General features: G+C 71.7%; 19 protein-coding genes and 4 pseudogenes. 10 read left to right on the top strand and 13 right to left on the bottom strand.

All coding sequences use genetic code 11. The features are described 5' to 3' along the window. The first annotated feature begins 229 nt into the window (after window positions 1-229). On the top strand, window positions 230-4,309 hold the full coding sequence (gene eccCa, locus ACQY0Z_RS31000; RefSeq protein ID WP_439813179.1) for a type VII secretion protein EccCa: 4,080 nt from the start codon (window positions 230-232) through the stop codon (window positions 4,307-4,309). A gap of 77 nt (window positions 4,310-4,386) precedes the next feature. Here eccCa and ACQY0Z_RS30995 read toward each other — a convergent pair whose 3' ends face one another. The 4 genes from ACQY0Z_RS30995 to ACQY0Z_RS30980 form a co-directional block, all read right to left on the bottom strand. Beyond that, window positions 4,387-5,610, bottom strand: a complete 1,224-nt coding sequence (locus ACQY0Z_RS30995) for a S8 family serine peptidase (RefSeq protein WP_439813178.1) — start codon at window positions 5,608-5,610, stop codon at window positions 4,387-4,389. Beyond that, window positions 5,607-8,921 (bottom strand): right-handed parallel beta-helix repeat-containing protein, encoded by a 3,315-nt coding sequence (locus ACQY0Z_RS30990; protein ID WP_439813177.1) that lies wholly within the window; start codon window positions 8,919-8,921, stop codon window positions 5,607-5,609. Before ACQY0Z_RS30990 ends, ACQY0Z_RS30995 begins: the two co-directional genes overlap by 4 nt. Window positions 8,922-8,997: 76 nt before the next feature. Beyond that, a complete protein-coding gene (locus ACQY0Z_RS30985; RefSeq protein ID WP_439813176.1) occupies window positions 8,998-10,221 on the bottom strand; it encodes a ricin-type beta-trefoil lectin domain protein in 1,224 nt (407 codons plus the stop codon). Further along, window positions 10,218-10,874 (bottom strand): type VII secretion system-associated protein, encoded by a 657-nt coding sequence (locus ACQY0Z_RS30980; protein ID WP_439813175.1) that lies wholly within the window; start codon window positions 10,872-10,874, stop codon window positions 10,218-10,220. The genes ACQY0Z_RS30985 and ACQY0Z_RS30980 overlap by 4 nt, the downstream gene beginning before the upstream one ends. A 300-nt stretch (window positions 10,875-11,174) precedes the next feature. Here ACQY0Z_RS30980 and ACQY0Z_RS30975 point away from each other — a divergent pair, with 300 nt between their 5' ends. Next, entirely contained in the window at window positions 11,175-12,152 is a 978-nt protein-coding gene (locus ACQY0Z_RS30975; protein WP_347224644.1) for a mannose-binding protein, read from the top strand. A gap of 311 nt (window positions 12,153-12,463) precedes the next feature. Continuing rightward, entirely contained in the window at window positions 12,464-12,961 is a 498-nt protein-coding gene (locus ACQY0Z_RS30970) for a GNAT family N-acetyltransferase (RefSeq protein ID WP_381729636.1), read from the top strand. A gap of 310 nt (window positions 12,962-13,271) precedes the next feature. Here ACQY0Z_RS30970 and ACQY0Z_RS30965 read toward each other — a convergent pair whose 3' ends face one another. Further along, window positions 13,272-14,882, bottom strand: a complete 1,611-nt coding sequence (locus ACQY0Z_RS30965) for a ricin-type beta-trefoil lectin domain protein (RefSeq protein ID WP_439813174.1) — start codon at window positions 14,880-14,882, stop codon at window positions 13,272-13,274. Between the two features lie 358 nt (window positions 14,883-15,240). Here ACQY0Z_RS30965 and ACQY0Z_RS30960 point away from each other — a divergent pair, with 358 nt between their 5' ends. Beyond that, window positions 15,241-16,215, top strand: a complete 975-nt coding sequence (locus tag ACQY0Z_RS30960; RefSeq protein ID WP_381726456.1) for an L-threonylcarbamoyladenylate synthase — start codon at window positions 15,241-15,243, stop codon at window positions 16,213-16,215. A 36-nt stretch (window positions 16,216-16,251) separates the two neighbouring features. On the opposite strand, the gene ACQY0Z_RS30955 is transcribed toward ACQY0Z_RS30960, so the two are convergent. The 3 genes from ACQY0Z_RS30955 to ACQY0Z_RS30945 all read right to left on the bottom strand — a co-directional run bounded on the left by ACQY0Z_RS30955 (window position 16,252) and on the right by ACQY0Z_RS30945 (window position 18,021). After that, window positions 16,252-16,566 (bottom strand): hypothetical protein, encoded by a 315-nt coding sequence (locus ACQY0Z_RS30955; protein ID WP_234008091.1) that lies wholly within the window; start codon window positions 16,564-16,566, stop codon window positions 16,252-16,254. A 153-nt stretch (window positions 16,567-16,719) separates the two neighbouring features. Beyond that, window positions 16,720-17,361, bottom strand: a complete 642-nt coding sequence (locus ACQY0Z_RS30950) for a carbonic anhydrase (RefSeq protein WP_019523843.1) — start codon at window positions 17,359-17,361, stop codon at window positions 16,720-16,722. Window positions 17,362-17,637: 276 nt separating this feature from the next. Then, window positions 17,638-18,021, bottom strand: a complete 384-nt coding sequence (locus ACQY0Z_RS30945; protein WP_028960448.1) for an ArsR/SmtB family transcription factor — start codon at window positions 18,019-18,021, stop codon at window positions 17,638-17,640. A gap of 93 nt (window positions 18,022-18,114) precedes the next feature. Between ACQY0Z_RS30945 and ACQY0Z_RS30940 the strand changes: the two genes are divergently transcribed. Together ACQY0Z_RS30940 and ACQY0Z_RS30935 are read left to right on the top strand one after the other, a co-directional pair. Continuing rightward, window positions 18,115-20,085 (top strand): heavy metal translocating P-type ATPase, encoded by a 1,971-nt coding sequence (locus ACQY0Z_RS30940; protein WP_210634976.1) that lies wholly within the window; start codon window positions 18,115-18,117, stop codon window positions 20,083-20,085. Further along, window positions 20,082-20,498 (top strand): hypothetical protein, encoded by a 417-nt coding sequence (locus tag ACQY0Z_RS30935; protein ID WP_028960447.1) that lies wholly within the window; start codon window positions 20,082-20,084, stop codon window positions 20,496-20,498. Before ACQY0Z_RS30940 ends, ACQY0Z_RS30935 begins: the two co-directional genes overlap by 4 nt. Before the next feature lie 156 nt (window positions 20,499-20,654). On the opposite strand, the gene rpsN is transcribed toward ACQY0Z_RS30935, so the two are convergent. Both rpsN and rpmB read right to left on the bottom strand, forming a co-directional pair. Next, the gene (gene rpsN / locus ACQY0Z_RS30930; protein ID WP_019523839.1) at window positions 20,655-20,957 is read right to left on the bottom strand and encodes a 30S ribosomal protein S14; all 303 of its coding nucleotides are present in this window, start codon (window positions 20,955-20,957) and stop codon (window positions 20,655-20,657) included. After that, window positions 20,957-21,144: pseudogene (gene rpmB / locus ACQY0Z_RS30925) on the bottom strand (50S ribosomal protein L28). The gene rpsN and the pseudogene rpmB overlap by 1 nt, the downstream one beginning before the upstream one ends. A 61-nt stretch (window positions 21,145-21,205) precedes the next feature. Here rpmB and ACQY0Z_RS30920 point away from each other — a divergent pair. From ACQY0Z_RS30920 to ACQY0Z_RS30910, 3 genes and pseudogenes are all read left to right on the top strand, one after another. After that, window positions 21,206-22,361 (top strand): annotated as a pseudogene (locus ACQY0Z_RS30920) (CobW family GTP-binding protein). A 36-nt stretch (window positions 22,362-22,397) separates the two neighbouring features. Continuing rightward, window positions 22,398-22,633: pseudogene (gene rpsR, locus ACQY0Z_RS30915) on the top strand (30S ribosomal protein S18). Window positions 22,634-23,907: 1,274 nt separating this feature from the next. Next, window positions 23,908-24,120 carry a DUF7144 family membrane protein gene (locus tag ACQY0Z_RS30910; protein WP_428837878.1) on the top strand — a complete coding sequence of 71 codons (213 nt, stop codon included), beginning with the start codon at window positions 23,908-23,910 and terminating at the stop codon, window positions 24,118-24,120. On the opposite strand, the gene ACQY0Z_RS30905 is transcribed toward ACQY0Z_RS30910, so the two are convergent. Together ACQY0Z_RS30905 and ACQY0Z_RS30900 are read right to left on the bottom strand one after the other, a co-directional pair. Beyond that, complete coding sequence (locus ACQY0Z_RS30905) at window positions 24,104-24,268, bottom strand: hypothetical protein (protein WP_158688205.1); 165 nt, start codon at window positions 24,266-24,268, stop codon at window positions 24,104-24,106. The genes ACQY0Z_RS30910 and ACQY0Z_RS30905 overlap by 17 nt on opposite strands. Window positions 24,269-24,378: 110 nt before the next feature. Beyond that, window positions 24,379-24,615 (bottom strand): annotated as a pseudogene (locus ACQY0Z_RS30900) (TetR/AcrR family transcriptional regulator); the annotation flags it as partial. Here ACQY0Z_RS30900 and ACQY0Z_RS30895 point away from each other — a divergent pair. After that, the gene (locus ACQY0Z_RS30895) at window positions 24,562-24,750 is read left to right on the top strand and encodes a hypothetical protein (RefSeq protein ID WP_019523834.1); all 189 of its coding nucleotides are present in this window, start codon (window positions 24,562-24,564) and stop codon (window positions 24,748-24,750) included. The pseudogene ACQY0Z_RS30900 and the gene ACQY0Z_RS30895 sit on opposite strands and share 54 nt — an antisense overlap. A gap of 428 nt (window positions 24,751-25,178) precedes the next feature. On the opposite strand, the gene aztD is transcribed toward ACQY0Z_RS30895, so the two are convergent. Then, window positions 25,179-26,381 (bottom strand): zinc metallochaperone AztD, encoded by a 1,203-nt coding sequence (gene aztD / locus ACQY0Z_RS30890; protein WP_028960446.1) that lies wholly within the window; start codon window positions 26,379-26,381, stop codon window positions 25,179-25,181. Window positions 26,382-26,390 lie beyond the last annotated feature (9 nt).

The raw sequence follows: 26,390 nt of genomic DNA, 5'->3' as shown, positions 1-26,390 counted from the left end.
CCGTGCCCGGAAAGGGAGTTGCCCGGTGCGGAAGTCCTGTGCCCGATTCCTGCCCGGAAAATCCACGTGACTTCCGCCGACGCACGGGCCGCCCGAAACCGGCGCGGTACGCCCCGGTCCGCCGCCGGAGACCGATTAACGGTGCGGGCCGCAATGCCCAGTGACAGCGGAGGTTCAGTCCTTGAGTGTGGTGTTGTTTCGCCGTCCCGCCCGCAGGCGCGGCCCGGAGATGCCCGAAGGCCAACTGACCCTCCAGGAACCCCCGGTGCTGTCCGAAACCGTGCCGGACACCTCCGCGATCTGGACATACCTGCCGATGGCACTCATGTCCATGTCAATGATGCTGATGTTCCTGCGCCCCGGCGGCGGGAACGGCGTCTTCATGTACCTGGCGCTGGGTGTCATGGCGCTGTCCGCCGCCGCCATGCTGCTCGGCCAGCTGATGCGCCGCTCCGGCGAACGCAAGCAGCGACTGAAGGGTGAGCGCCGCGACTACCTCCGTTACCTGACGCAGATCCGCAAGCGAGTGCGTGCCACCATCGTGGAACAGCAGCGGGCGCTCGCCTGGCGCCATCCCGACCCCGGCTCCCTGCGGTCCCTGGCACGTACCTCACGGCTGTGGGAACGGCGCCCGGCGGACGAGGACTTCGGCGAGGTCCGCATCGCGGTGGGCGAGCAGCAACTCGCCCTCTCCCTCAACCCGGTCTCGACCCGGCCCGTCGAGGACCTGGAACCACTGTGCGCGCACGCCCTGCGTCGTTTCATACGCGCCTACTCGACCGTTCCCGAGCAGCCCCTCGGCCTGTACCTGCGTTCTTCGGCCCGCATCCTCCTGCGCCCCGAGGATCCCGCCGACGAGAACGGCGGCGTCGCGGAGGTCCCGCCCCAGGGACAGACGCTCGGCCACTCCGGCGAGGGGACGCGTACGGAGATGACACGTACGGAGGCCGGGACACGGCCCACGGCCGGAGCGCGTCCGGCCGGTGCCGCCGACGAGGCGCCGGCGGCCCTGGTGCGTGCCGTGATCGCGCAACTCGCCGTCTTCCACGCCCCCGAGGAGCTGTGGCTCGCCTTCTGCGTCAGTGACGAGCGGCGTTCCGAGTGGGAGTGGGTGAAATGGCTGCCGCACGTTCTGGACCCGCACGAGGAGGACGGCGCCGGACCAGTCCGCCGGGTCACCGCGGACCTCGCCGAACTGGACGACCTGCTCGGCAGTGAGTTCGCCGAGCGGCCCGGCTTCGACCCGGACGCCCGGCCAGGCCGTGACGAGCCGTTCACCGTCGTCGTCCTGGACGGCATCGCCGTCCCCGAGGGCCACCGCTGGGCCGGCCACGGCTACCGCAACGCGCTGGTCCTGGATGTCTCCGGCGCCATGCCCTGGCGTCCGGGCCGCAACACCCTGCGCCTGACGGTGGGACCGGCCACGATCAGCCTGGTGCGCACCGACCGCAGCCGCAAGGAGCGGTCGGTGCCGCTGGGCCGTCCCGACCGGCTCGGCCCGCTGGGCGCCGAGTCGCTGGCACGGTTGCTCACCGCCCGCCGGATGAGCCTGGGCACCGACATCGCCCAGCCGCTGGAGTCGGACATCGAGCTGACCACGCTGCTCGGCATTCCCGACCTGCACCGGCACGACGCGCGGGCCCACTTCGCCCGGCAGACCGGTTCCGCCCGGCTGCGGGTGCCGGTGGCCGTCGGCGTCGACGGCCGCCCGGTCGAGCTCGACATCAAGGAGTCCGCACAGGGCGGCATGGGCCCGCACGGCCTGCTCATCGGCGCCACCGGCTCAGGCAAGAGCGAACTGCTGCGCACCCTGGTCCTCGGCCTGGCGCTGACCAACTCCTCCGAGACTCTCAACTTCGTCCTCGTCGATTTCAAGGGCGGCGCCACCTTCCTCGGTCTGGAGGAGCTTCCGCACACCTCCGCCGTCATCACCAACCTCGCGGACGAGGCCGCTCTCGTGGAACGTATGCAGGACGCGCTGCACGGCGAACTGATGCGCCGGCAAGAGCTGTTGCGCGCGGCCGGCAACTACACCTCCGCGCTCGAGTACGAGCGGGCCCGCGCGAGCGGCGCAGATCTGGTGCCGCTGCCCAGCCTGTTCGTGGTGGTCGACGAGTTCAGTGAACTTCTCTCCTCACACCGCGAGTTCATGGATCTGTTCGTCATGATCGGGCGCCTGGGCCGTTCACTCGGCGTCCATCTGCTGCTCGCCTCGCAGCGCCTGGACGAGGGCCGCATGCACCAGCTGGAAAGCCATCTGTCGTACCGGATCGGCCTGCGCACCTTCTCCGCGATGGAGAGCCGCGGAGTGCTGGGTGTGCCGGACGCCTACCAACTGCCCTCCGCGCCCGGCAACGGCTACCTCAAGTCCGGTGTGGAGTCGCTGACCCGGTTCCGCGCCGCCTACTCGTCCGGCGCCTACACCCGCCGTACCAGCGCGGTGGCCCGGGCCCGGGTCGCCAGCCAGGTGGTGCCGTGGACCAGCGGCTGGGTCGTGCCGCGTGCCCCGGAGGCGCTGCCCGAACCCGAGCCGGTCACCGCCGAGACCGGCGAGAAGGAGACCCTGCTCGACGTGGCCCTGGACCGGCTGCGCGACTCCGGTCCCGCCGCCCACCAGGTGTGGCTGCCGCCGCTGGACACGCCCGTGCCGCTGGACGAGCTGCTGCCCGGCATCGTCGCCGACCCCGAACGGGGTCTGACCGCTGCGGGCTGGTCCGGCACCGGCCGACTGCGCGTGCCGGTCGCCTTGGTCGACAAGCCCTTCGAGCAACGCCGTGACCCGCACGTCGTGGACCTGTCCGGGGCAGGCGGCCACGTGGCCATCGCGGGCGGTTCGCAGAGCGGCAAGTCCACCCTGACCCGAACGCTGATCGCCGCCCTGGCACTCACCCACACCCCGGCCGAGGTCCAGTTCTACTGCCTCGACTTCGGCGGCGGCGGTCTCTCCCAGCTGGCCTCGCTCCCCCACGTGGGCGGGGTCGCGGCCAGGCTCAACCCGGAGCGCGTGCACCGGGCGGTCGCCGAGGTGATGACACTGCTGGCCCGCCGCGAGCAGTTCTTCGCGGACCACGCCGTCGATTCGATGCAGTCCTACCGGCGCCGCCGGGCCGCAGGGGAGTTCCCCGACGATCCCTTCGGCGACGTTTTCCTGGTGGTCGACGGCTGGTCGACGGTCCGCCAGGACTACGACGACCTGGTGCCGAAGTTCAACGAGTTGGCTGCCCGCGGCCTCAACTACGGCATCCACCTGCTGATCAGCACGACCCGCTGGGTGGAGCTGTCCGCTCAGGTCCGCGACCAGTCGGCCACCCGCCTGGAACTGCGGATGGGTGACCCGATGGACTCCGAGATCGACACCCGCAAGGCCCGCTCGGTGCCCCGCAGCGGAGGGCGCGGCATCACCCCCGACACCAAGATGCACTTCCTGGCTGCTCTGCCCCGCATCGACAGCAGCGGCTCTCCGGAAGACCTCGGCGAGGGCGTCGCCCACCTGGTCTCCGAGATCTCCCGGCACTGGACGGGTCCGTCCGCCCCGCAGGTCCGGATGCTGCCGCACCGGCTGCCGGTGGCCGAACTCCCCGCCCCGCAGCCGACGGAGGGCGGCGGCATGCGGCTGGCGCTCGGCATCGACCAGGATGCCCTGGAGCCGGTCTGGCACGACTTCAGCCGCACGCCGCACTTGACCGTGATCGGCGACACCGAGAGCGGCAAGACCAACCTGATGCGCCGGATCACCGAGGGCATCACCGCCCGGTACGCGCCCAACGAAGCGAAGATCATCGTGGTCGACTACCGCCGTGCGCTGGTGGACACGATCCCCGAGGAGTACCGCATCGGGCACGTGATCTCCCTGGACAACCTCAAGGAGACGGTCGAGGGCGCGGCCCGCGCGATGAAGACCCGGGTGCCGGGAGCAGACATCGCGCCGTCCCGGATGCGCCGGTGCGACTGGTGGACGGGCCCGCGCCTGTTCGTCCTCGTCGACGACTACGACATGGTCTCCGGCAACTCCTTCCAGAGCCCCTTCGAGCCGCTCTTCGAGCATCTGGCCCTCGGCTTCGAGATGGGCCTGCACATGGTCGTCGCACGCAGCGCGATGGGCGCGGGCCGCGCCATGAGCGACGCGCTGCTGCGCCGCCTCGACGAGGCCAACAACCCGGCGGTGCTGCTGTCCTGCCCGCCCACCGAAGGCAACCTCTTCGGCAACACCAAGCCGCGCAACCTCCCGCCCGGCCGTGCCCTGCACGTCGCCCGCCGCAAGGCGCAGCTCATCCAGACGGCGCTGGCGGACGGCACACCGGTGGGCTGACAGGCTGCGGCACGCGAGACGCCCGGGGGCTGTCACCCAAGTGACCGCCCCCGGGCGTCGTGGAAGGGGGCCGGTGCTCAGTCCCGGCCGGTGTCCGCCGGGCGCCAGCCACGGGCGCGGGCCCGCGGGACGGCGACGACGGCCCAGAGCACGGCGAGGACGCCGGCGGTGCCGAGAAGCACGAAGACTACGGCGCGGTTCGCCGCCCGGTCCGCGGACGCGGTGTCCCGTACGGTCACCGGTCCCGCGGCGGCCTGCGCCCGGACAGGGGCGTCGCCCAGCACGGTGGTGAGGGCGGCGTAGGCGTCGAGCTGCGGGATGTCCGCCGGGTAGGCGGTGGCCGTCAGCCGGTGGACGATCTCCTCGGGGGTGTCGTCCGGGCGGGCGGCGCGGACCAGCGCGGCGGTACCGGCGGTGTAGGCGGCGGCGACGGAGGCGCCGGCCCCCAGGTAGTGGCCGTCGCCGCGCGGGCCGCCGGAGACCACGCCGGCGCCGGGCGCGACGAGGTCGACGCCGTCCGTCGGCAGGGCGTCGTCCGGACGGGCGCCGGTGGGGAGCATGTCGGCGACGGAGAGGACCCCTGGCTCGCCGGCCGGCCAGTAGGTGCGGGTCGGCGTCTCCCCCCTGCTGCCGGCGTTCGGCGGGTCGGGGGTGGCGGCGGCGACCACCACCGCGCCCGCGTCGACCGCCTCCGCGACCGCCGAGGTCAGTTCCTCGTCCCGCTTCGGCAGGGCCACCCCGACGACGATCACATCGGCGCCGGCGGCGGTCGCGTCGCGCACCGCCTGTGCGACCAGCGCGGCGTCGGCCGAGCCGTTCTGGTCGGTGCCGCGCAGGGCCAGCAGCGTCGCGCCCGGCGCGACGCCGGGCAGCCGGGTCCTCCCCCAGCCCTCCCCGACGATCAGCCCGGCGAGGAAGGTGCCGTGTCCGACGCAGTCGTCACCGGCCGCGCCCCGGGCAGTGACCCGCCCGCCGAGTCCGGCGGCGTCGGCGCGCACCCCGGTGTCGACCAGGGCGACGGTCGTACCGGCTCCGGTGCCGTGCCGGTGCACCTGGGTCAGGTCGAGGCGCTGGCGCGACCAGTCCTGCTTCTCGGCCTTCTCGCGCGAGGCCGCGGTGCACTCCCCGGCGCCGGGGTCGAGCGCGGAGGGCATCGGCGGCAGTTCCTGGCGCTTGCCGTCGGCGGCGGGCACCGCGCTCGCCTGCCCGGCCGCGGCGGGCGCGGCCACGGGCAGCAGCAGGGCCGCGGCCAGCGCCGCACCGCACAGCGGGCGGACCGCGCCCGGCCCACGGCGCTTCACCGAGCCGCCTTCGGGATCGCGGCGGTGACGTCCTGCGGCAGCAGGACCCGGAGATCCTCCAGGGTGGGCGCGGCGAGCGAACTGAGCCGCCCGGCCTGCCGGGTGACCATCGCCTCCACCATCTGCCGGGCCAGCCGGGCGTTGCCGAAGGACCGGTCGCGGGGGAGCGAGTCGAAGTACTCCCGCAGTAGCGGCCCGGTTCCGGGACCGCACTCGTAGCCCATGGCGGAGGCCTGGGCGCGCACGATGGTGACCAGTTCCTCGGAGGAGTAGTCGGCGAAGGTGACCCGGCGTGGGAAGCGCGAGGCCAGCCCGGGGTTGGAGGCGAGGAAGCGCTCCATCTCGCCGGTGTAGCCGGCGACGATGACCACGACCTCGTCGCGGTGGTCCTCCATCAGCTTCAGCAGCGTGTCCACCGCTTCCTGGCCGAAGTCGTTGCCGCCGCCGCGCGGGGTGAGGGTGTACGCCTCGTCGATGAAGAGGACGCCGCCGCGGGCCCGGTCGAAGACCTCCCGGGTGAGCTGGGCGGTGTGTCCGATGTAGCGGCCGACCAGGTCGGCGCGGGCCGCCTCGATCAATTGGCCGCGCTGCAGGATGCCCAACTGGCCGAGGATCTCGCCGTACAGCCGGGCGACGGTGGTCTTGCCGGTGCCCGGCGGGCCGGTGAAGACCAGGTGGTGGCTGAGCGAGGGCACCGGCAGTCCGGCGGCGGCGCGGTGGCGGGCCGTGGTGATGAGGTTGACCAGGTCCGTGACGTCCCGTTTGACGTCGGCCAGGCCGACCATGTCGCCGAGGCGGGTCAGCGGGTCGTTGTCCGGCACGCCGGACTCCGCGGCCTGCTCTGCTGCTGCCGCTGAGACGTCCTGCGGCAGCAGCAGACGCAGGTCGCGCTCGCCGACCTGCTGGAGCGTGGCGAGCCGGACCGCCTGCCGGTCCACCATCTCCTCGAAGACACCGCGCGCGGCACGGCCGTTGCCGAAGTCGGCGCCCCGGGGCATCGCCTCGAAGTGGGCGGCCAACGCCGCCGCCGTGCCCTCGCCCAGCTCGTACTGGTGCGCGGCGCACATGCTTTCCATGATGGCGACCAGTTCGGGCACGGTGTAGTTCTCGAACTCGACCGTGCGGGAGAAGCGCGACCCGAGGCCGGGGTTGGAGGCGAGGAACCGGGTCATCTCGTCGGTGTAGCCGGCGACAATGACGACGACGTCGTCGCGGTGGTCCTCCATCAGCTTCAGCAGCGTGTCCACGGCCTCGCGGCCGAAGTCGGCGCCGCCGTGTCCGCTGTCCGAGGTGAGGGTGTACGCCTCGTCGACGAAGAGGACGCCTCCGAGGGCCCGTTCGAAGGTTTCGGTCGTCTTGATCGCCGTACCGCCGACGACCTGGGCGACGAGGTCGGCGCGCGAGACCTCCACGAGGTGTCCGTCGCGCAGCGATCCGAGTTCGGCGAGGATCGCGCCGTAGAGGCGGGCGACGGTCGTCTTGCCAGTGCCGGGCGGGCCGGTGAAGACGAGGTGACGGCTCATCGGCGGGGCTGACATGCCGAGTTGTTCACGGCGCTGGGCGAGCTGGGTGAGGTTGACCAGGGTACGGACCTGCTCCTTTACGTTGTCCAGGCCGATCAGCGCGTTCAGGGCGCCCAGCGGGCCGTCGGGCCGGTCCTTGGCGGGTGTGTCCGCGGCCCCCGAGCCCGCCGGGTCGGTGTTCTCGGCGCTGCCCGATCCCCAGGCGTCGCGCTTGCCGTTGCCGGTGCTGGTGAGCCCTTCCACGGCGAGCCGCTCGCCGGGGATGGTCTGGACGAGGCCACCGCCCTCGTTCTCCCGGGCGAGACAGTTGACGAGCGAGATCGACGCGGTGGACTCCACGCGGAATCCGTCCTGTGCCCCGCCGGCCACCTCGCAGCCGCTGAGCGAGGCGATGGCGCCGTCGCGCAGCAGGACGCCGTGGCCCTGCGAGGTGTGCACGGAGGTGCGGTTGGCGGTCAGTTCGCCGCCGGCGTCGACGACGAGGCCGTCCGCGCCGGATCTCTCAACACGGAAGTCCCGGACGGTGACGTTGCCGCCGTCCTCCAGGACGAGGCCGCTGTCGGCGGCGTCGAAGACGCCGCCACCGGCCAGGTACAGGGTGCTGCCGCCGGCGACGCGCACGCCGGAGCCGGCCGGCCGGACGATCTCGCAGTCCTCTATGCGGCCGCGGGCGTCCTTGGCGGCCGTGATGCCGTCACCCGACGGCTCCACGAGGCGCGCCCGGCGCAGCAGTGGGTTGGCCCCGGCGCGCAGCGCGATCGCCGGGGCGCCGCCTATGACCTCCAGTCGGTCCAGCTCCGCCGCGGCGTCCTCCTCCAGGAGTACGGCGGTCTCGGCGCAGTCGCGGACGGTCAGGCCGGTCAGTGCCGGGGAGGCCGCTCCGGCGACCCGCAAGGCCACACCCTGGGCGCCGTCCACCCAGCAGTCCTCGAAGGTGCCCCGCGCCCGGTCGGTGACGACCACACCGTGGCCCCGGGTACGGGAAACGCGGCAGCGGCGCAGTACGGGGTCGGTGCCCGCGGCCAGGGTGACGCCGGTGCCGGACGCGCCGGTGACGCGGACGTCCTCCAGCGTCGTACGGCCGCCGCTGCTCAGGTGGACGCCGTTGGCGGTGTCGTGCACGACCGTGCGGCTCACGGTGAGGGCGGAGTCGCCCTCCAGGGCGAGGGACGGCTTGTCGGTCGAGGAGATGTCGCAGTCCTCGACCGAGCCGCGGGCCTCGCCGTTGGCGAGGATGCCGTTGCCACGGGCGTCACGCACCGTGCAGCCCCGGACGCGAGCCTCTCCCTGCTCGGCGATGACCAGGCCGCTGGTGCCGAGGTGCTCAAGGGTGCAGCCCTCCACGGTGGTCGGCGTGGTCGAGGTGACCACGATGGCCGCGCCCTGGGAGTTGCTCACCCGGCAGTCCCGCAGCGCCAGCGAACCCGTGCCGCCGGCCAGCATCGCCGTCCATGCGGCGCCGGCTATCTCGCAGCCGTCGAGCGCGGCCTGGCCGCGCCGTACGTCCACGGCGGGTGCCTCGGCGTCACTGCCGCGCAAGGTCAGCTCCGAAAGCATCACGGCGTCGGCGCGCAGCGCGAGGACGCTGCCCGACCGGGGCCGGATCTCCACGGTGCCCCGCCCCTCGGCAGCGGTGAGGGTGACCCGGGTGTGGATCACCAGGTTCTCCGCGTACGTCCCGGGCCGGACGCTGATGAGCGCGCCGGTGCGGGCCGCAGCGAGTGCCTCACCGATCGTCCGGAAACGGTCCCGGTCGTCGGGACCGACCGACAGTACCTGGCGCGACACGCGCGAACCTCCTTGCTCAGTCTGCGTCTTGGGCAGGGCGCCGTCGAACGGGCAGCGAACGCGGCCGCTTGCCGGTTCAGACGCTCCATTTCTGGTTGTCCAGCCCCGTGCAGGTCCACAGTTGCACACGGGCCTTGGCGTTGCGGTCGTGGCCTTGAATCTCTACGCACATGCCCACGGCCGTGTTCACGAGGTCGTGGGCTTCGTTGAGCGCAAACTTCTGCGCGGCGACGCCGGTGCAGCGGGCGAGCTGGATGGTGGTGCCCTTGGTGAAGTTGGCGCCCGCCACGTCCATGCAGAGTCCCTGCGTACGGAGGGTGCCGTCGGAGGCGAACTGGAACTTCTGCGCGTCGGCGTTGTTGCAGTCCCACATCCACAGCGCCTTCCCGTCGGAGAAGTCACTGCCGGGTACGTCGATGCAACGGCCGGAGAGATGGCTGTGGAACGACACGGGGAAACTGAGGGTGGGCCCCGCCGGGGCGTTGTCCTGGGCCGGCTTGGCGGTGTCCTTCGCGGAGTCCTTGGCGGCGGCCGCCCTCTCCCGGTCCTTCTCCGCCTCCGCCTTCTTCTGCGCTTCCGCCTTCTTCGCCGCGTCTTCGGCGGCCTTGTCCGGGTTTGCCTTCCTCCCGGCCTCGGTGTCGGGGTTCAGTCCCGGTGCCGCCTTCGGTTTCTGGGTCTCCTTCTTGTCCGCCGAGTCGTGCGGCTCGGGAGAGCTGACCGCGAAGTCGCCCGTCTCGTCCTCCGTGTCCCCGCCGAGGACGGTCGCCGCGGTCGTCGACGTCCTCTCCTCCTTGTCGCCGTCCGCCCCGAGGAGCAGGAACGGCGCCGCGACGAGCAGCGAGCCTCCCACCGCGGCGGCGGCCAGCACCGCCCGGCCCGGCCGTCCCACCGGCTTGACCGCGTCGTCGGGTTTGTCGATGGCCGTGGCGGTGATGGTCCGCACGAGCAGGGGGAGCCGGCTCTTGGCGACGGAGGCGCTGCCGATGTCGGTGTCGGTGGCGGTCCGGGCTTCTGAGGCCGTCGCCGGGGCGACGGCCGCGGCCTGAGCCTCGGCCTTCTCCGCCGGGGCTTCGGCCTCACTCGCCGAGGCGGCCTCGGATTCGGGCTTCGCCGCAGGACCCGGCTCTGCGCCGCCGCCGGAACCGGGACCGGAGGAATGCTCGGCCGTGACGGCGGACTCGGTACGCTCGTCCGCCGACGCACTCGTTCGGGGTTCGGCGGAGGAGGACCGCTCGCCGTGGGGGGCGGACTCCGTACGCGCAGCCGCGGACGCGGGGGGCTGGTGCGTCGGACGTGTCACGGGTACCTCCCGGATGTGTGGGGCCAGGGGCCTGCCGGATCCTCGCCGCGGTGCATCGGGACGCGGTTCGCCGGAACGAGGAGGGGGGCGACCGCACCGGCGTTGACCAGCAGCGAGATGGCGGGGGGATGAGTCAGGGAACGGATCAGATCCCGGACGGGAAGGGTGTCATGGCGAAGTGCGGGGGACATGAACGCGTGTGCCGGTGAGGTGAACACGAGCACCACGGATTCTCCGTCCTGACCCGCGGCGACCAGCGGGATGCCGTCCGGCCCCGCTACGACGGCGACCTCGGCGGCCGCGAGCGCGGCGACGGCCTCCTCCACGGAGCCGTATCCGGTCGCGGCACGCTGTGCCGCCGCGTCCACGGGGTCGGTGGGCTCGGGCCAGCCGAGGGCGCGGGCGGAGGGGCGGTATGCAGGGTTGGCCCGGAAGGTGCCGACGTCACCGTCGTCGTCCGACCGCCACTCCCCCAGCACCGCCCAATCCGGCGGAGTCCGCTCCTCGGTCCACTCCGGATCGACCACGCCGATCCAGTGGCCGGGCGCCTGCCGAGCCGCGGCGCGGACGGCCTCGGGTATCGCGCGGATGCCGTCGGCCTCGACGGCGCCGGAACCGGTTGACGGGGCCGGGGTGCCGGATGTGGCCTCCATGTGCTCTCCGGGCCGCATGTCCACCTGAACTCTTGGTTCCACGAACCGACGTTGATCCGTCGGAGCCACCAGAATGCCACAACGCCCTGTGTGTTGGGCCGCCGCACGATGCCCGAACCGGGCTCTGACATGCCCGTTTCCCGCCCGGTCAGGAGACTTTGCGGGAGTAGTCGCCCGCACCCGGACATTGTGACGGACGGTATTGCCGGGACAGGAGTGGGTCGGGCTCCCGTAAGAGCTATGTTCGGCACGTCAGTGAGCCGTCGGATCCGACGCGCTCCGCCCCCAGGGAGTATTCGCATGTCCGTACAGAAGCCCGCCAGTAGCGCGAACGCGACCCAGGCCGCTGCCTCCCCGGACACCGCGCAGTCGACCACCGCTCCGGCCGGCCCGGACACCCCGGCCGCGCAGGACGAGCGCACCGCGGCCACCTCGGAGGCCTCGTCCGCTCCCGGCACCCCCGCCGAGGCGGCCACGACAGCCGCGGGGACGGGCGGGTCACAGGCGAGGGAGTCGGCCGAGTCGACGGCGGACGAGGAGCGCACGGCCGTCGCGGCGGCCGCCGTGCCGGCGGTCCCGGCCAGGACCGCGAGCGGCGTCGACAGCGGGCGTCCACGCAAACCGGTCCTCGCCGTGGCCGGGATTGTCGGAGCGGCCCTGATAGCCGTACCGCTGCTGCTCGCGGGTGGCGCGGACGACGACAAACGGCCGGACAGCACCAAGGAGTTGGCCGCGGGAGAGTCGGACACCGTGCTGGATCCGGGGTCGGCCGGCGCCGCCCTTGACGACTACGTCGCGGAGAAGCCCACCCCGACGCCGACCGAGGAGAAGCCCAAGCCGAGCGCGCCGGTCAAGGCCGTCGCTCCACCGCCGGCGCCGAGGCCCGAGCCCACGACGAGCGCACCGGCGAAGAAGGTCACGCCGAAGCCGGAGGCCAAGCCGACCCCCAAGCCCGCCTGGACGGCCTCGACAGTCCGCGCCGTCAGCATTCTGGAGGTCAACCAGGCCTGGACCACCAACCGCATCCGCATGGTGATGCAGCCCGACGGCAACCTCGTCGTCTACAACGAGAAGAACAAGCCCACCTGGGCGTCGATGACCTTCGGCGAGAACCACCGGGCCATCTTCCAGTCCGACGGCAACCTCGTCATCCACAACGGCGACGACCGACCGATCTGGGCCTCCGACACCTGGGGCAACGAAGGAGCCGAGCTGATCCTGCGCGAGGACGGCAAGGTGGTCATCGCCCACTCCGGCAAGGTCCTCTGGTCGACCTGATCCACGGGCCGACTGGGCCGTGCACCGCACGGTGCCCATCACGCGCCCGGACACCGAGAGGTCCGTGATGCGCATGGCGTGGCAGAAGAGTGTGGTGCTGCTCTTTGCCCTCCTCATGCGCCGAGTGCCGCTCCTCAACCAACGGGTGAGATCACGCGTGCAGCCGGCCGGGGTACCGCCGACGACGCTGGGGCTGCTGATGATGCCTCGAACGCCTCCCCCGTCCCGACCGGTGGCAAGGCTGAACTCCCTCGTTCGCGTGGCCGTGATCAACTCGCTGCCCACCCCGCCAGGCTGACAGGGTCTGAATCATGCTTGAACTACGCACCGCGGAAGCAGACGACTGGCCCCTTTGGCGGGAGTTGCGACTGGCCGCGCTCGCTGAGGCGCCCTACGCGTTCGGGCCGACGCCGGCCCAGTGGCAGGGCTCCGGCGACCGGGAGGAACGCGGGCGTGCGCGTCTGTCGACTCCTGGCGCGCACGATCTGGTCGCCCTTCTCGACGGCCTCCCGGTGGGCATGGCCGGCGGAGTGCCGGGCGGGGGAGCAGAAGACGTGGAGTTGATCTCGATGTGGGTCGATCCCATGGCTCGCGGAAAAGGCGTGGGTGACTACCTGATCCAGGCGGTCGAGCGGTGGGCGGCGGAGCGCGGTGCCACGACGCTGCGGTTGTCCGTCATGGCGGACAACCGCAGGGCGACCGCGCTCTACGAGCGGCACGTTTTCACGGATTTGGGTGAGCCCGGCGGTCTTCTCCCCGATGGGGTGGGCAGGAAACGGGTCATGGCGAAGAGCCTGGCCGCCGCTTGATCTGCACGCCCGGGCACGGCGGGATCGACCGCGAGCTCAGGCTGCGGCAACGAGGGGGCGTCACTGCCGGCGGACACTGTTCTCACCGCGGGCACGAGCGCGTTCCCGGCCTTGTGGGGCGAGTACGCCGGGGTGGCGGGCGTTGGTCCGAGCCCGTACCTGGCAGGAAGTGATGCGCCGTCCCGCACCGCATGCCCTCCACCGACGGCAACGGCCACCGTCGCGGAACTCTGCGCCGAGACGGCATCGGCCGCCTCTCACCCGGCGCCCGCTGGGGCAGATCCAGCAGCGCAACGGGCGCGAGATCCGATCAGGCGGCCCCCGCCCGCCACCGCTGCCCGGTGCCTCCGCCCGCCGACTCCAGTGACAGCCCGTCCCCAGCTCCGCCGTCCGGGGTGACGGCCGTACCGAAGGCGATGACCGGGCGGATCAGCCCGTCCTCGTCCACCACGAACATCAGGTTCCGGCCGTTGCGGCCCTCCACCGAGTCGCACTCCCAGATCCCGACGCCGCGGTGCGTCGCTCCCCGGCTGTCCAGGCAAAAGTCGGGCCCGGCGGCCGACTGGAGCAACCCGCGGTCGTCGTCGACGCGCCAGCGCTGGGTACGTGACGACGAGCAGGGGGCCGTGATCACATCGCTTCCGTTGGAGAAGGCGCCGCTCACATCCAGACACAGGCCCGAAGCGACGTTCACCACCTGCACGAACGAACCGGAGAGCGGGCGCGTGGAGGAGGGCGGCGGTTTCGGGCTCGCCGTCTTCGTCGGTGACGGACTCCTTGTCGGGGAGGGCGGCTTCGAGGTCCGCGACGGCGAGGGTGACGGTGAGGTTGAGACCGACGACGGCGTCTTGGACACCGTAGCCGTCACCGTCACCGCCACCGGCGGTGTACTCACCTGAGTGTTCGCCGAGCCCGCCGGGTCAGGCGACGGTGATCGGCCCTGCGCCACCAGGAACACCGTCACCAGCAGGGCCGCCCCCAGCACCGCCGACACCAGCACGGTGCGCCGGCGATCCGGTGCCCGTTCCCCGTCCTCCGATTCCCTGCCGGGTCCGGCAGGGCCGGACCCGGCCCACCACACGCCGGTGTCACCGGCCGCCCGCTCGACCGGGCCCCCCGCCGCGTACCCCGTGCCGCCCCATGGAAGCAGCCCCTCCGCCAGCGCCGTGCGCGGTGCGTCCCGCAGGGCCGCCAGCTCCTCGTATGCCGTCGTGCAGTGCGGGCAATGCGTCATGTGGGCCTGCAGATCGGCGCTGTCACGAGGGCTGTCCGGCCGAATGGACTCCTCGATGAGGCGGCCGAAGTCGGGGCAGTCCGGGTCCTCGGAGGCGGTGAGGCGGGCGCGCAGGCAGGCACGGGCCAGCTGCTGCAGAGCCGCGTCTGTACCGTAAGTGACGTCCTCCCGGGTCAGACCGAGGAGGACGGCCGTCTTTTCCGCAGGCTCCCGCTCGACGATCCCGTACCAGATGAGGCCCTGAGTACGGGAGGACAAGGACTGAAACGCCGCGAGCATGGGGACCACGGGGCCGGAGGGGCCGACCGAGTTCAGGACGAGCAACAGCCCCGCGTCCAGGCCGGCTGCCCGACCGTCCCTCGCCCAGGACCCGGCCAACCGGGCGACCAGCAGGAGGAGTTGGTGGCGCCAGGGCAGTCCCGAGTCGATTCCGCGGGCGGTCCGACGGGCCGCCAGCGTGAACGCCTGGGCCGCCAGCTGCCGTGCCATGGACTCGTTGGGAGTGCACAGCCTGGCGTAGGCGAGGACATGCGGATGATGACGGGCGCGCAGTTCCTGGAGCGCCGGATACGCCGTGACCGTATCAGCGCGCAGCACCTCGGCAAGCCGCGCGTCGGACGCGCCCTCGTGGTTCCCGTGACCGGACTCCGCCTCGCCACGATCCCTGTCGCCGTCGGCCCGAGCCATCCCGCCGCCTCCCCTTGCAACCGTACGACCCCGCGTCCAGACCTGACGTACCGGCGGGTATGACGGCTCATGGTGGCGCAGGGCAGGTCGCGGCGAAAGGGTTTCCGTGGGTAACTCATGAGCTGCCTGCAAGAAGGTCTCGATGACACAGTGGCCCTCCCTTGCGCGACGCCAGTCTGCGGCTGCCGGGGTGGTGGGCGCTCCAGCCTGCTGCTGTCGAGAGAGCGCAAGAGCACCACGAGCAACTCGTGGGGGGGGGCGGCAACCGGGTCCGTCTTCGCGCGGATCTTGCCGGGAGCAGCCCGCAGGCAGGACGTGGCCTCTCTACGAGCGGAGCGGTGGGAGTATCGCGAGAGTGATGGCAAGAACCAGTGACATCGAGAAGGCGGCCGAGGTGCTGCGCGCCGGCGGCCTGGTGGCCCTCCCCACCGAGACCGTTTACGGTCTGGGCGCCAACGCCGAGGATCCCACCGCTGTCTCACGCATCTTCCAGGTCAAGGGGCGCCCGCCCTCCCACCCCCTGATCGTCCACATCGGCGACGCGGGCCATCTGGACGACTGGGTCGAGGACGTGCCCCCGGCGGCGCGCCTGCTGGCCGAACGCTTCTGGCCGGGACCGCTCACGCTGGTCCTGCGGCGCGGTCACCGCGTGCCCCTCGAAGCGACGGGTGGCCTGGAGACAGTGGCCGTTCGCGTACCCGACCATCCCGTCGCCCTCGCGCTGCTGTCGGCCTTCGGCGGCGGTGTCACGGCACCGTCAGCCAACCGCTTCGGCTCGGTCAGCCCCACCACGGCGGACCACGTCCGTGCCGAGCTGGGTGATGCCGTTGACTTCGTGCTGGACGGCGGCCCTTGCGAGGTCGGCGTCGAGTCGTCCATCGTCGACGCCACCGGCGAGACCCCGAGCATTCTGCGGCCCGGCGGCGTGACGCGCGAGGACCTCGAAGCAACGTCGGGGCGTCCGCTCGCGCTCCCCGCGACCAGCCACATTCGGGTGCCCGGTCAGCATCCCTCCCATTACGCACCGCGCGCCCGGGTCGTCGTCGTGGAGCCGGAGAAGGTCCTCGCCGAAGCCGAGCTCGCGCAGGAGTCGGGGCACCACGTCGGCGTCCTTCTTCCGCCCACCCTCTCCGACGTCCCGGTGAAGGCGCACGCCATGGTGGCGGTGCCCGCCTCTATGGCCGCCTACGCGCGGGGGCTGTACGGGTTCCTACGCGAACTCGACCAGCGGGGATGTGATCTCATCGTCGCCTCCCTGCCGGTGGAGGAAGGGCTGGGACTGGCGATCGCCAACCGACTCCGCCGTGCCGCGGGGCCCCGGTCCACGGTGTGAGCAGCATCGACGCCATGCGGGAGACGTTGGCGGCTGTCACCTGAGGCTCGATGCAGGGGGGACGGCACGGGACAGGGGTTCCAGGTCTTCGTGCAGGGCAGCATGGAGTGCGGCGGCGAGTTCGCGAGCTCGTTCTTCGTCCCGCAGGCCATGCATCATGAAATAGACGGGTCCCGTGTAGGCGCCGAAATCGACCTCGCGGGCGTCAACCAGCCGGAGGATCGCAGTCCGGATGGCATCGTTGACGGCATCGGTGACCCCGCGGCCGGGGCCGGCGGTGAGGGTGTCCGCCTTCACGGTCCAGTGCTGACCCTCGGCTTCGATGGCGACGAATACAGCGTTGTGCGCCATGGCAGTGCGGTAGGCGTCGTGGAAGGCATCCGTACCGGTGGCGTCCGGGACAAGGTGAGCGGGGCAGGGACCGGCAGTGGCTGCACCTGTGCATTCTTGCCCAGGAGTGCCGTCAGCGCGCCCCGCGACGCGACGGCACGTCCCGTTGAGCGGTCAGGACACGGCGATCCCCGCCGCTTGGAGACCGTGGGAGGCGACGAGCTCCGCGGTGCCGTCGGCCAGGCGGTAGCGCAGGCCCACCACAGCGGTCCGGCCGACGGCGACCTTGTCGGCCAGGACCCGGGAGCGGTCCAGCAACAGGTCGGCGGTGTGCCTTACGTGCTCGGCGAGGACCTCCTCCGGCTCGACCCGTCCGGCGGCCCGGGCGGCCAGCACGCTGGGGGTCACCCGCTCGACGACGTCCCGGACGTACCCGGCCGGCGTCATGCCGTCCTCCAGCGCAGCGCACGCCGCGCCGACCGCGCCGCACGAGTCATGCCCGAGGATCACGACCAGCGGGCAGCCGAGCACCTCCACGCCGAACTCGATACTGCCCAGCACCTCCGGACCCATGACGTGGCCGGCGGTGCGCACCACGAACAGGTCGCCCAGCCCTCGGTCGAAGATGATTTCGGCGGCCAGCCGGGAGTCGGAACATCCGAACAGCACGGCGAAAGGCTGCTGGGACGGTGCGGTCTCGGCGCGGCGGGCGGCGTCTTGGTTCGGGTGCTCGGATGTGCCCGAGACGAAGCGCTGATTACCGGCCAGCAGCAGCTCGAAGGCATCGCGGGGCGTCGGGGTCTGGATCTCACTCATGGCGGCAGCTTACGAGTCGGCACCAACCGTGACCGCATGGGCCCATAGGTCATCGCCGGATCGGCTGAAACTGACGGCTCAGGCATCATCCCCAGGCGCCGGGCTGGGCAGCCATGCCGCTTGAGCCCTGCGGCAACCCCCTGAACGGTGCGGCTCTGCACGTATACCTCATGCAGTCGTCAGACCGCAGGGCGCCCGTCGGCCTCTCCGGCACCACGCTTCGAAGCCCACCAGGCAGGCAACTGACAGGAACTGCCCCGGTAGCGACCCGGCGTATCAGTCGGCGACGGCGGGCTCGGCCGGGGCGGCGGGGATGTCGCGGACACCCAGGCGCAGGTGCTCGACGTGGTACAGGGCCTGGTCGAGGAGCTCGGCGACGTGGTTGTCGTGCAGGGCGTAGACGATCGAGCGTCCGTGACGCTCGCCGGTCACCAGTCCGAGGTTGCGTAGCAGGCGGAGCTGATGGGAGCAGGCGGAGGCTTCCATGCCGACGGCCTCCGCGAGGTCGCTCACCGAACAGGCGCCTTCCTGCAGACGGGCCAGGATGTAGAGCCGCGAGGGTGTGGCGAGGGCCTGGAGGGCGGCGGCGACGTCGGCGGCGCCGACGGCGTCGAGGCGCTCTCGGGTGGTGGCGCTGCTGGTGTCGGTTCCGTGGCCCATGCGGACATCATACCCACAACACCTGAAGACCTGTTCAGGCATTCATGTATGGTGGACGTGTTGCCCCGTCCACCCGCGAAGGGTTGCTTTGTCATGCCTTCTGTCCTGGACCAGCGGCCCGCGCCGACGGCGGCCGGGCCGCGCCCGGCTCCGCCCCCGCGGCGCCCCCGGGTGCTGACACTGCCGGAGGCCCGGTGGGCACTGGCCTCGCTGGTCCTGTTCCTGATCGCCCTCCCGCTCAACCTGCTCGGCGCTCCTGCGTGGCTGTGGGGTCCGCTGTTCGCTGCTACCTACGTCACAGGCGGCTGGGAGCCCGGGTGGGAGGGCCTGAAGGCCCTGAAGGGCAAGACTTTGGACGTGGATCTGCTGATGGTGGTGGCCGCTCTCGGCGCCGCGGCCATCGGGCAGGTCCTGGACGGGGCGCTGCTGATCGTGATCTTCGCGACCTCCGGCGCCCTGGAGGCGGTGGCGACCGCCCGCACGGCGGACTCCGTGCGGGGGCTGCTCGACCTCACGCCGACGACGGCGACCAGGCTGGTGCCCGGCGGCGAGGAAACCGTCGCCGCCAAGGACCTGAAGGTCGGCGACGTCATCCTGGTGCGGCCCGGCGAGCGGGTCGGCGCCGACGGCCAGGTCCTGGACGGCGCGAGCGACGTCGACCAGGCCACCATCACCGGCGAGCCCCTGCCCGTCGCCAAGCAGGCCGGGGACGAGGTGTTCGCCGGCACGGTCAACGGCACCGGCGCCCTGCGCGTGCGCGTCGAGCGGGATCCGGCGGACTCGGTCATCGCCCGGATCGTGAAGATGGTCGAGGAAGCCTCCGAGACCAAGGCCCCCACCCAGCTGTTCATCGAGAAGATCGAGCAGCGGTACTCGATCGGCATGGTCATCGCGACCCTCGCCGTCTTCGCGATCCCGCTCGCCTTCGGCTCCGCTCTCCAGCCCGCCCTGCTCCGCGCGATGACATTCATGATCGTGGCCTCTCCCTGCGCAGTCGTGCTGTCCACCATGCCGCCGCTGCTGTCCGCCATCGCCAACGCCGGCCGCCACGGCGTCCTGGCCAAGTCCGCCGTCGTGATGGAGCGCCTGGGCCAGGTCGACGCGGTCGCCCTCGACAAGACCGGCACCCTGACCGAGGGCACGCCCCGCGTCACCGATATCCGTCCCCTGCCCGGCTCCCGGCTGGACGAAGACGGTCTGCTCGCACTGGCGGCCGCCACCGAGCACCTCAGCGAGCACCCGCTCGCCCGCGCGGTCGTCGACGCCGCCCGCGAACGCCGCCTGCCGCTGCCCGAGGCGCTCGACTTCACCTCCACCCCCGGACAGGGCGTGAGCGCCACCGTCGCAGGTCGCACCGTCCAGGTCGGATCGCCCTCCCGCCTTCCGGCCGCCCCCGGGCCCGTGTCTGCGGCGGTGGCGGAGCTGGAGGGGACCGGACAGACCGCGGTCCTCGTCCTGCGCGACAACAGCCCGGTCGGGGTGATCGGCATCGCCGACCGGCTACGGCCGGACGCCGCCTCCACCGTCACTGCACTCACCAAGCTGACCGGCCGAAGTCCGGTCCTGCTGACCGGCGACAACGAATGCGCCGCCCGCCACCTCGCCGCCCAAGTTGGCATCACCGACATCCGCGCCGGGCTGCTCCCGCAGGACAAGGCCGCCGCCGTACAGAAGTGGGAAGGCGAAGGCCGCAAGGTGCTGGTGGTCGGCGACGGCGTCAACGACGCGCCCGCCCTGGCCGCCGCGCACACCGGCATCGCCATGGGCAAGGCCGGCTCCGACCTCGCCCTGGAAACCGCCGACGCCGTCGTCGTCCGCGACGAACTCGCCGCCATCCCCACCGTCGTCGCCCTCTCGCGAACCGCCCGCCGCCTGGTCGTCCAGAATCTCGTCATCGCCAGCGTCTTCATCACCACGCTGGTGGTCTGGGACCTCATCGCCACCCTGCCGCTGCCGCTCGGCGTCGCCGGGCACGAGGGCTCCACCGTCATCGTCGGTCTCAACGGCCTGCGTCTGCTGCGCGAAGCCGCCTGGACCAACCCGGCCCGACGGGGCGCCGAGTGAGCAAGCGCTCCCGCCGTCGCGTCCCCGCCCCCGGAGCCGGGGCGGGAGCAGAACGGCCCACGGTCACGGTATGCCGCGGCTGCTGCTGCGGAACACCGAAGATCCCCGGACTCGATCACGCCGCACAACTGCGTGTCCTGCGGCAGGCCGTGGGCGGGGCGGCAAGGGTGCGGGTGACCGACTGCCTCGGCGCATGCGAGCGCGCCAACGTCATCGTCATCCAGCCCTCCGCCACCGGCCGCAGGGCCGGCGGCCGGCCCGCCTGGCTCGGCCTGGTCAACGACCGGGACGCCGCCGCTGACATCGCCGCCTGGGTCGCGAGCGGCGGCCCGGGCGTCACCGATCCGCCCGGCATCCTCGGCCTCTACACCTTCAGCCCCTCGCGCCGAGTACGCGCCGAGCTCGACGAGTAGGGCGCTTAGGGCCCTCGCGCCCGAGAGTCCAGGGCCCTGCGACGAGTGCCGGGGGTGCGGGTTCGCGCATCCGCAGGGAACGCTCAGCCGGAGATCCGGCCATGACTTCACCGAGTCATGGCCGGACCGTCGCCCGTCGCGCGGACGGAGTGATTATCAGGAGGACTTGGTGACCCCGGGCAGGAAGCCGGCGTGGGCCTGTTCCCGCACGCGGACGCGCGACAGGCCGAACTTCCGGAGGTGACCGCGTGGTCGCCCGTCCACCCTGTCCCGGTTACGCACTCGGGTCGCGCTCGCGTTGCGGGGCTGGCGCCGCAGTTCTTCCGCTGCGGCCCGGCGTTCGGCGTCGGTGGAGGACGGCCTGCGGATGATCTCCTTCAGCTCCGCCCGGCGGGCCGCGTACCGCTCGACCGTCGCCTTGCGCTTCTCGTTCTGCGCGATCTTGCTCTTCTTGGCCATCAGACCTTCTCCCCTCGGGCGCGGATGCGGGCCATCGCAGCCTCGATGCCGATGCTGTCGACGGTCTTGATCGCCTTCGCGCTGAGCGTCAGCCGGACATGCCGCCCCTCGCTGGGCAGCCAGTAGCGCTTGCGCTGAATGTTGGGCGGTCGAAGCGGCGCGAAGTGCGCCGATGCGAGTGGGAGATGGTGTTGCCGAAGCCCGGTCGAGCGCTTCGAGCGCCGGTACGGTCGACGCGGAGTCAGCTGATGCGCGGCGGTACCGGACTCCCTGTCGTCATCGTCGCCGGGCTCCGCTCCCAGGCACGCCGCAAGGTCGTGGAGCGCCTCCTGCACCTGGTGCCCCACAGCGTCGCCCTCCATCACGACCTGTCCAGTGCGGCCGACGGCACCGTTCTGCGCCAGGTGCGCGACGCTTCGGGTGAGTTGTCCCGAGAAGAGGCCCCGCTGGTCAACGACTGCGCATGCTGCGCGCTGCGCGAGGACCTGGTCCCCGAGTTGGATCGGCTCGCCGATGCCGGCATCACCCGGCTCGCCGTCGTCGAGCTGTGGGACTCGGTCGAACCCAGGGGAATGGCCGAGGTGGTCCTCCAGCACGGTGCTGACGGGGTCCGGCTCACCAACGTGATCACGGCGGTCGATCCCGCCCTCGTCCTGCCCTGCCTCGGCAAGGGCGACGACCTGGCCGAGGCGGGCCTCGCGGCCGCGGCCGGCGACCAGCGCACGGTCGGCGACACCTGGGCCAGGCAACTGGAGTACGCCCCCGTCCTCGCCGTCGTGGAGAGCGAGGACGCCGACGACGAGGACCGTGCGCTTCTCACCCAACTCCACCCCACCGCCCGTCGGGTGAGCGCCGACTCCGCAGAGCTCGCCCGGCTGGCCTTCGCAGGATTCGACGTGGAGGCGGCCGCCGCCGCCCAGCATCCGGCCTGTGCGGCTGCTCCCCCAGGAGGCCGACGAGGCAGGCGTCACCACCATCGTCTGGCGTCGGCACCGCCCGTTCCATCCCGAACGCCTCTACCAGGCGCTGGAAGACCTCTGCTGCGCCGCAGTCCGCAGCCGCGGAAGGTTCTGGCTCGCCGACCACCCGGACACCCTGCTCGCCTGGGACGCCGCCGGCGGAGCGCTGTGCGTGGAGAGCGCCGGTCCGTGGCTCGCCTCACTGCCGGACGCCGCCTGGGAGGCGGTCCCGCCCGTACGCCGAGCGGCCGCCGCACTCGACTGGCACCCCGAGCACGACGACCGTTGCCAGCACCTCGTCTTCACCTCCCCCGGCCTGGACCGTGACGGACTCGCGCGGGTGCTGGAGTCCTGCCTGCTCACCGACGCCGAGTACACGGCGGGACCCGAAGCCTGGAAAGAACTCCCGGCCGCATTCGGCTCCCTCCTCGACCCCGTCACGTAGAACCGGCCCCATCCGCCCCGACACAGAAGGAGCACCATGGCCCCCTGCCAAGGCCCCCGCAAGCCGCTGAAGTCCCGCCCCAGCACGCTGGAGGCGGCCGGGATCACCTAGATCGACTACAAGAACACCGACCTGCTGCGAAAGTTCATCTCCGACCGCGGCAAGATACGCAGCCGCCGCGTCACCCACGTCACGGCCCAGCAGCAACGACAGATCGCCACGGCGGTCGAGAAGCCCGGGAGATGGCGCTCCTTCCGTGCTCGAGCCGGTGAGAAGCGACCGCTACTGGCCATCACTGCGTGATGTCGTCATGATGATGTGCGCGGACCGGTGCCGGTCAAACAGCCGTCGAGGACGTCGTGTCGGTACCGGAGCCGGCGTAGCCCCGGCACCGACCAGATGCCCAGGGCGCGAGTTGGAAGACGGTGAACCAGTCGCAGTCGGCGATGTGGGGCGCATCCCGGCCGTCGAGTGAAGGCTCAGGCTGTCCCCAGCCCGGCACGATCGGTCCGCCGAGTCGTTGGCGAGCGGTCTGGAGGAGGCCCCGCAGTCTTCCGTGAGGAGCTTCTGCGCCCGTCGGGCCGGGCTTCGGGAACCACCGGCGTCCGCTGCCGGGCCGGGTGCCTTCCGATGTCCACCACGGCGTCGACTGTGACCGAGGAGGTGAGGGCCCGTGGCCGGGGGGGGCCGGCTCCCCGGGCCCTCGCCCATGATCACGCCCCCGTGCGGGGGGAGAGGTTGCGTGACCACCATTCCAACGCGTACGGCATCGGGAGGTCACGCGCTCAGGGCATATGCGTTCGTCACTGTCAAACACCGTGCGACTGCGGCGGGCGGGTTCGACTCGGGAATCCGGGCTCGGCACGTACCACTGCCCGGGCGAACACATCGGTTCGAGCCCGCTCGCTGCCCGGCGACCGGATGTCCATCCCTTCCCCCTGGCCACACTGCCGGCCGCCGGGCGGCCGGCAGTGCCCGCGCACGGCTGCGTGAAATCTTGAAGGAGGTGGCCCTCCAGGACGGTGGCCGCGGCGGCTGCAGCCTGGACGAGGTTCGCTTCACCGGCATCCAGCGTCCGGTCGAGCTTTCGGACCGTGGACGAAAGCGTGAGACTGAGCGACTACGCCTGAGCGTTTCGCTTGGCGAGTGAGCCTGCGTCTGGTCGACTGAAGCAGGCGCCCACGGACGCGAGGCGTCGGCACAGACCCGTATGCCCCGGTGCGGTCGCCGCGGGGTTGCTTCCGCGTGATGCTGTGACCGTGATGGATACGCCCGCTGTCCCGCCCGCGTGTGAGGCGCTCGGTGACGGCCGCGCCGATACGAAGGGTTGACACGTCATGGTGGACATGCCTCACGGAGCACGGCAGAGGACCGAAGACACACAAGGTGAGCGCCACGAGGCCGGGCCAATGAGGTACTTCGCAGTGCCGTTGCTCCTCAGCGGCGTGCTCACCATCCTTCAGGGCGTCGCGGGCATCGCGAAGGACCGCCTCTACGGGGTGCCCCGGACTACGAGTACCGGTTCGACCTCACCAGTTGGGGCTGGATCCATCTTGTCGTCGGCGTCGCGCTGGTGATCGTGGGGGTGGGGATGCTCCGCGGTATGAGTTGGCGCCGTCCGGCCGGTGTGACGGCGGCTGCGGTCAGTCTGGTGACCCAGTTCATGTTCATCCCCTATTACCCACTGTGGTCGATCAGCGTGATGGCGCTCGACCTGATCATTATTTTTGGTTTGGCACGGTTCACAGCGGATGCGTGAGGAAACGTTCGGGTGGCGGAGCCGGTGATGCCTGTTCCAGGGCTGTTCGGGGGGTGACGGACGGTGCTGACGCGGCGTCCAGCCCGATTCCTCGTTCGTCCGGGTTCGACAGCGTGGCGAGTTGGGAGTCGAACAGCGCCTCGGGCATGAAGGGCTCCGTCACCCTCACTGGGCGATATGGGCGAGGGCGGCCGGTGGGCGGGTCGACCCGGCCCTGTGACGGGATCCGCGTTGCCCGCGCGAGTCCTGAGCGGGCGGTCAGGCTCTCGTTCCGGTGAGGAACGCGGTGAGTATGCGGCGCAGGCGAGGTTCCACCTCGACGACGGCGTGGCCGAGCCGGGGGTCGGTGGTGTAGAGCTCGCGGAGGCGGGGGCCCGGGGTGGCCATCTGCCACAGGGTGCCGGCCATGCCGGTGGCGGTGGATACCAGGTCGAGGGTCTGTTGTTCGTCGAGGCCCAGGAGGCGGTCCAACTCGGCGCCGATGAGGGCGACCTCGCCGTCAGCGGGTCCCTCGTCCTCCCTCTTGTGTTCGCCGCCGGCATGGTCGCGCTGTGCTTCTGGGTCCTGTGGATGCGCCGCCGCTCCCTGGAGCGCCTCCACTGGATGCGCCAGGCCTTGCAGCAGAAGTGAGCAACCGGAAGGGGCGAGGACGGTGGGCGAGCCGGGAACCGGCAGCCTCGCCGGCCTGGGCCACCGGTGCGCATGCGAGGGGCCCCGTCGCCAGAGGCACGGCGACCGCCGTCCCGTGGGCGAATCCGCAGCGAACGTGGCGGTTCCTCGCCGCACCGGCCCTCTTCCGCGAGCCCACCGGGCTGACCAGCTAACTCTGCCGCGGCCACGCGGTGTCGAGGGTACCGGCGGACGAAGCACGGCTGATCCCGTACCCGCTGGGGACCCGGCCGCCCCGCACGCCTCGCAGAGGAGGGCCACCGCCCGTCCCACGAGGTCCGGCCGGGTCGCCGCCACCGGGCGTGGTGACGGCGAGGCGCACATCGTCAAGGTGGAGGGCGGCCACAGCGGCCCGCGGCGGGCCGCTGTGGCGAGGGCATGTCGCGCCGTCAGTGTCCGGCGACGACGCCCGACAGTTCATTGGTGCTCTCCGGCAGGGTGACAGAGGTGATCTTCTTCCCCGTCTCCACATCGACGGCGTGGAGCGCCTTCTTGCCGGGCTCGGAGACGTACGCGACGTGCCCGCGGACGAACAGGGTGGGCCGGGCCTGCTGCCAGTCCAGCGGCTCCCGCCACTCGCCCACGACCGGGATCTTCTTCTCGATCCTGCCGGTGGTCGGATCGATGACGTGCAGGGCACCGTCGGTGCCCAGGACCAGGGCCTCGCCGTGCGGACCACGGCCCAGCGAACGGAAGGAGTAGCTCACGCCCAGGTCGACGAGGCGCAGCTGCTTCTTCTCGGTGTCGATGAGGGAGACGCGGGTGGGCCGCTCCAGCTCGGCCTCGGGGTCGGTCTTGTAGTCGCCCAGCAGGACCGGCGAGGCGTCGCTGCCGGCCTGGTTGCCGATGCGGCCGTAGTCGTCGGGGGCGTCGATCTTGGTGAACCTGCCGTCCTTGTAGATCAGGATGCCGTCCTCGCAGCCGAGTCCGACGGCCTCGTTCTTGGCTGCCGCCTCGCCATGGACGCCGGGACAGTTCTCGTTGCGCGCGATCTCCTTGTTGTTCGCGTCCAGCACCAGCGCGCCGGTGCGCTTCTCCTCGGTGCCCAAGGTGGTGAGGAGTTCGCCATTGGCCAGTTCGATGGCGACACCGTGGTGTGCTTCGGCGGAGGTGTAGGTGCGGCCTTCCGGGTTCTTGCCACTGCTCAGATCGGCGGGGTCGAAGACGTTGACCTCTCCGGTGCCGTCGGTGAAGAGCACGGTCTTTCCGGCGTGGCGTACTACGTGGCCGGGCTTGGGGCCCTGGTACTCGATGTAGGTGAGGGCCTGGTCGGTGGCGTTCAGGACGCGGAACCCGCTGTCGGTGGACACGACGACGTGGTCCTGGTCGCCCGCGGGGTTGATCCGGTTGAAGCCGGGCAGGTCGATGGTCTTGGCGAGCTTGAGGCTCTTTCCGTCGAGGATGTACAGACCGCCGTCGAAGGTGGCGACCAGCGGATCCCTGACCGCCACCGGGGGGGTGGCGGTCGGGGTCCCGTCGGACGTGGTACCGGAGGCGGAGGAGTTCCCCCCGCCGCAGGCGGTCAGGACGGTGGTGACCGCCAGGGCCAGCGCCGTGCCCGTGAGCGTTGTGACGCGTATCGACTTGTTCATCGGTGTAAT

Source organism: Streptomyces sp. P9-2 (assembly GCF_051903975.1).
GTDB lineage: Bacteria > Actinomycetota > Actinomycetes > Streptomycetales > Streptomycetaceae > Streptomyces > Streptomyces cellulosae.
The sequence above is the reverse complement of the archived record's forward strand: the minus strand, read 5'-3'. Positions and strand labels throughout refer to the sequence as shown.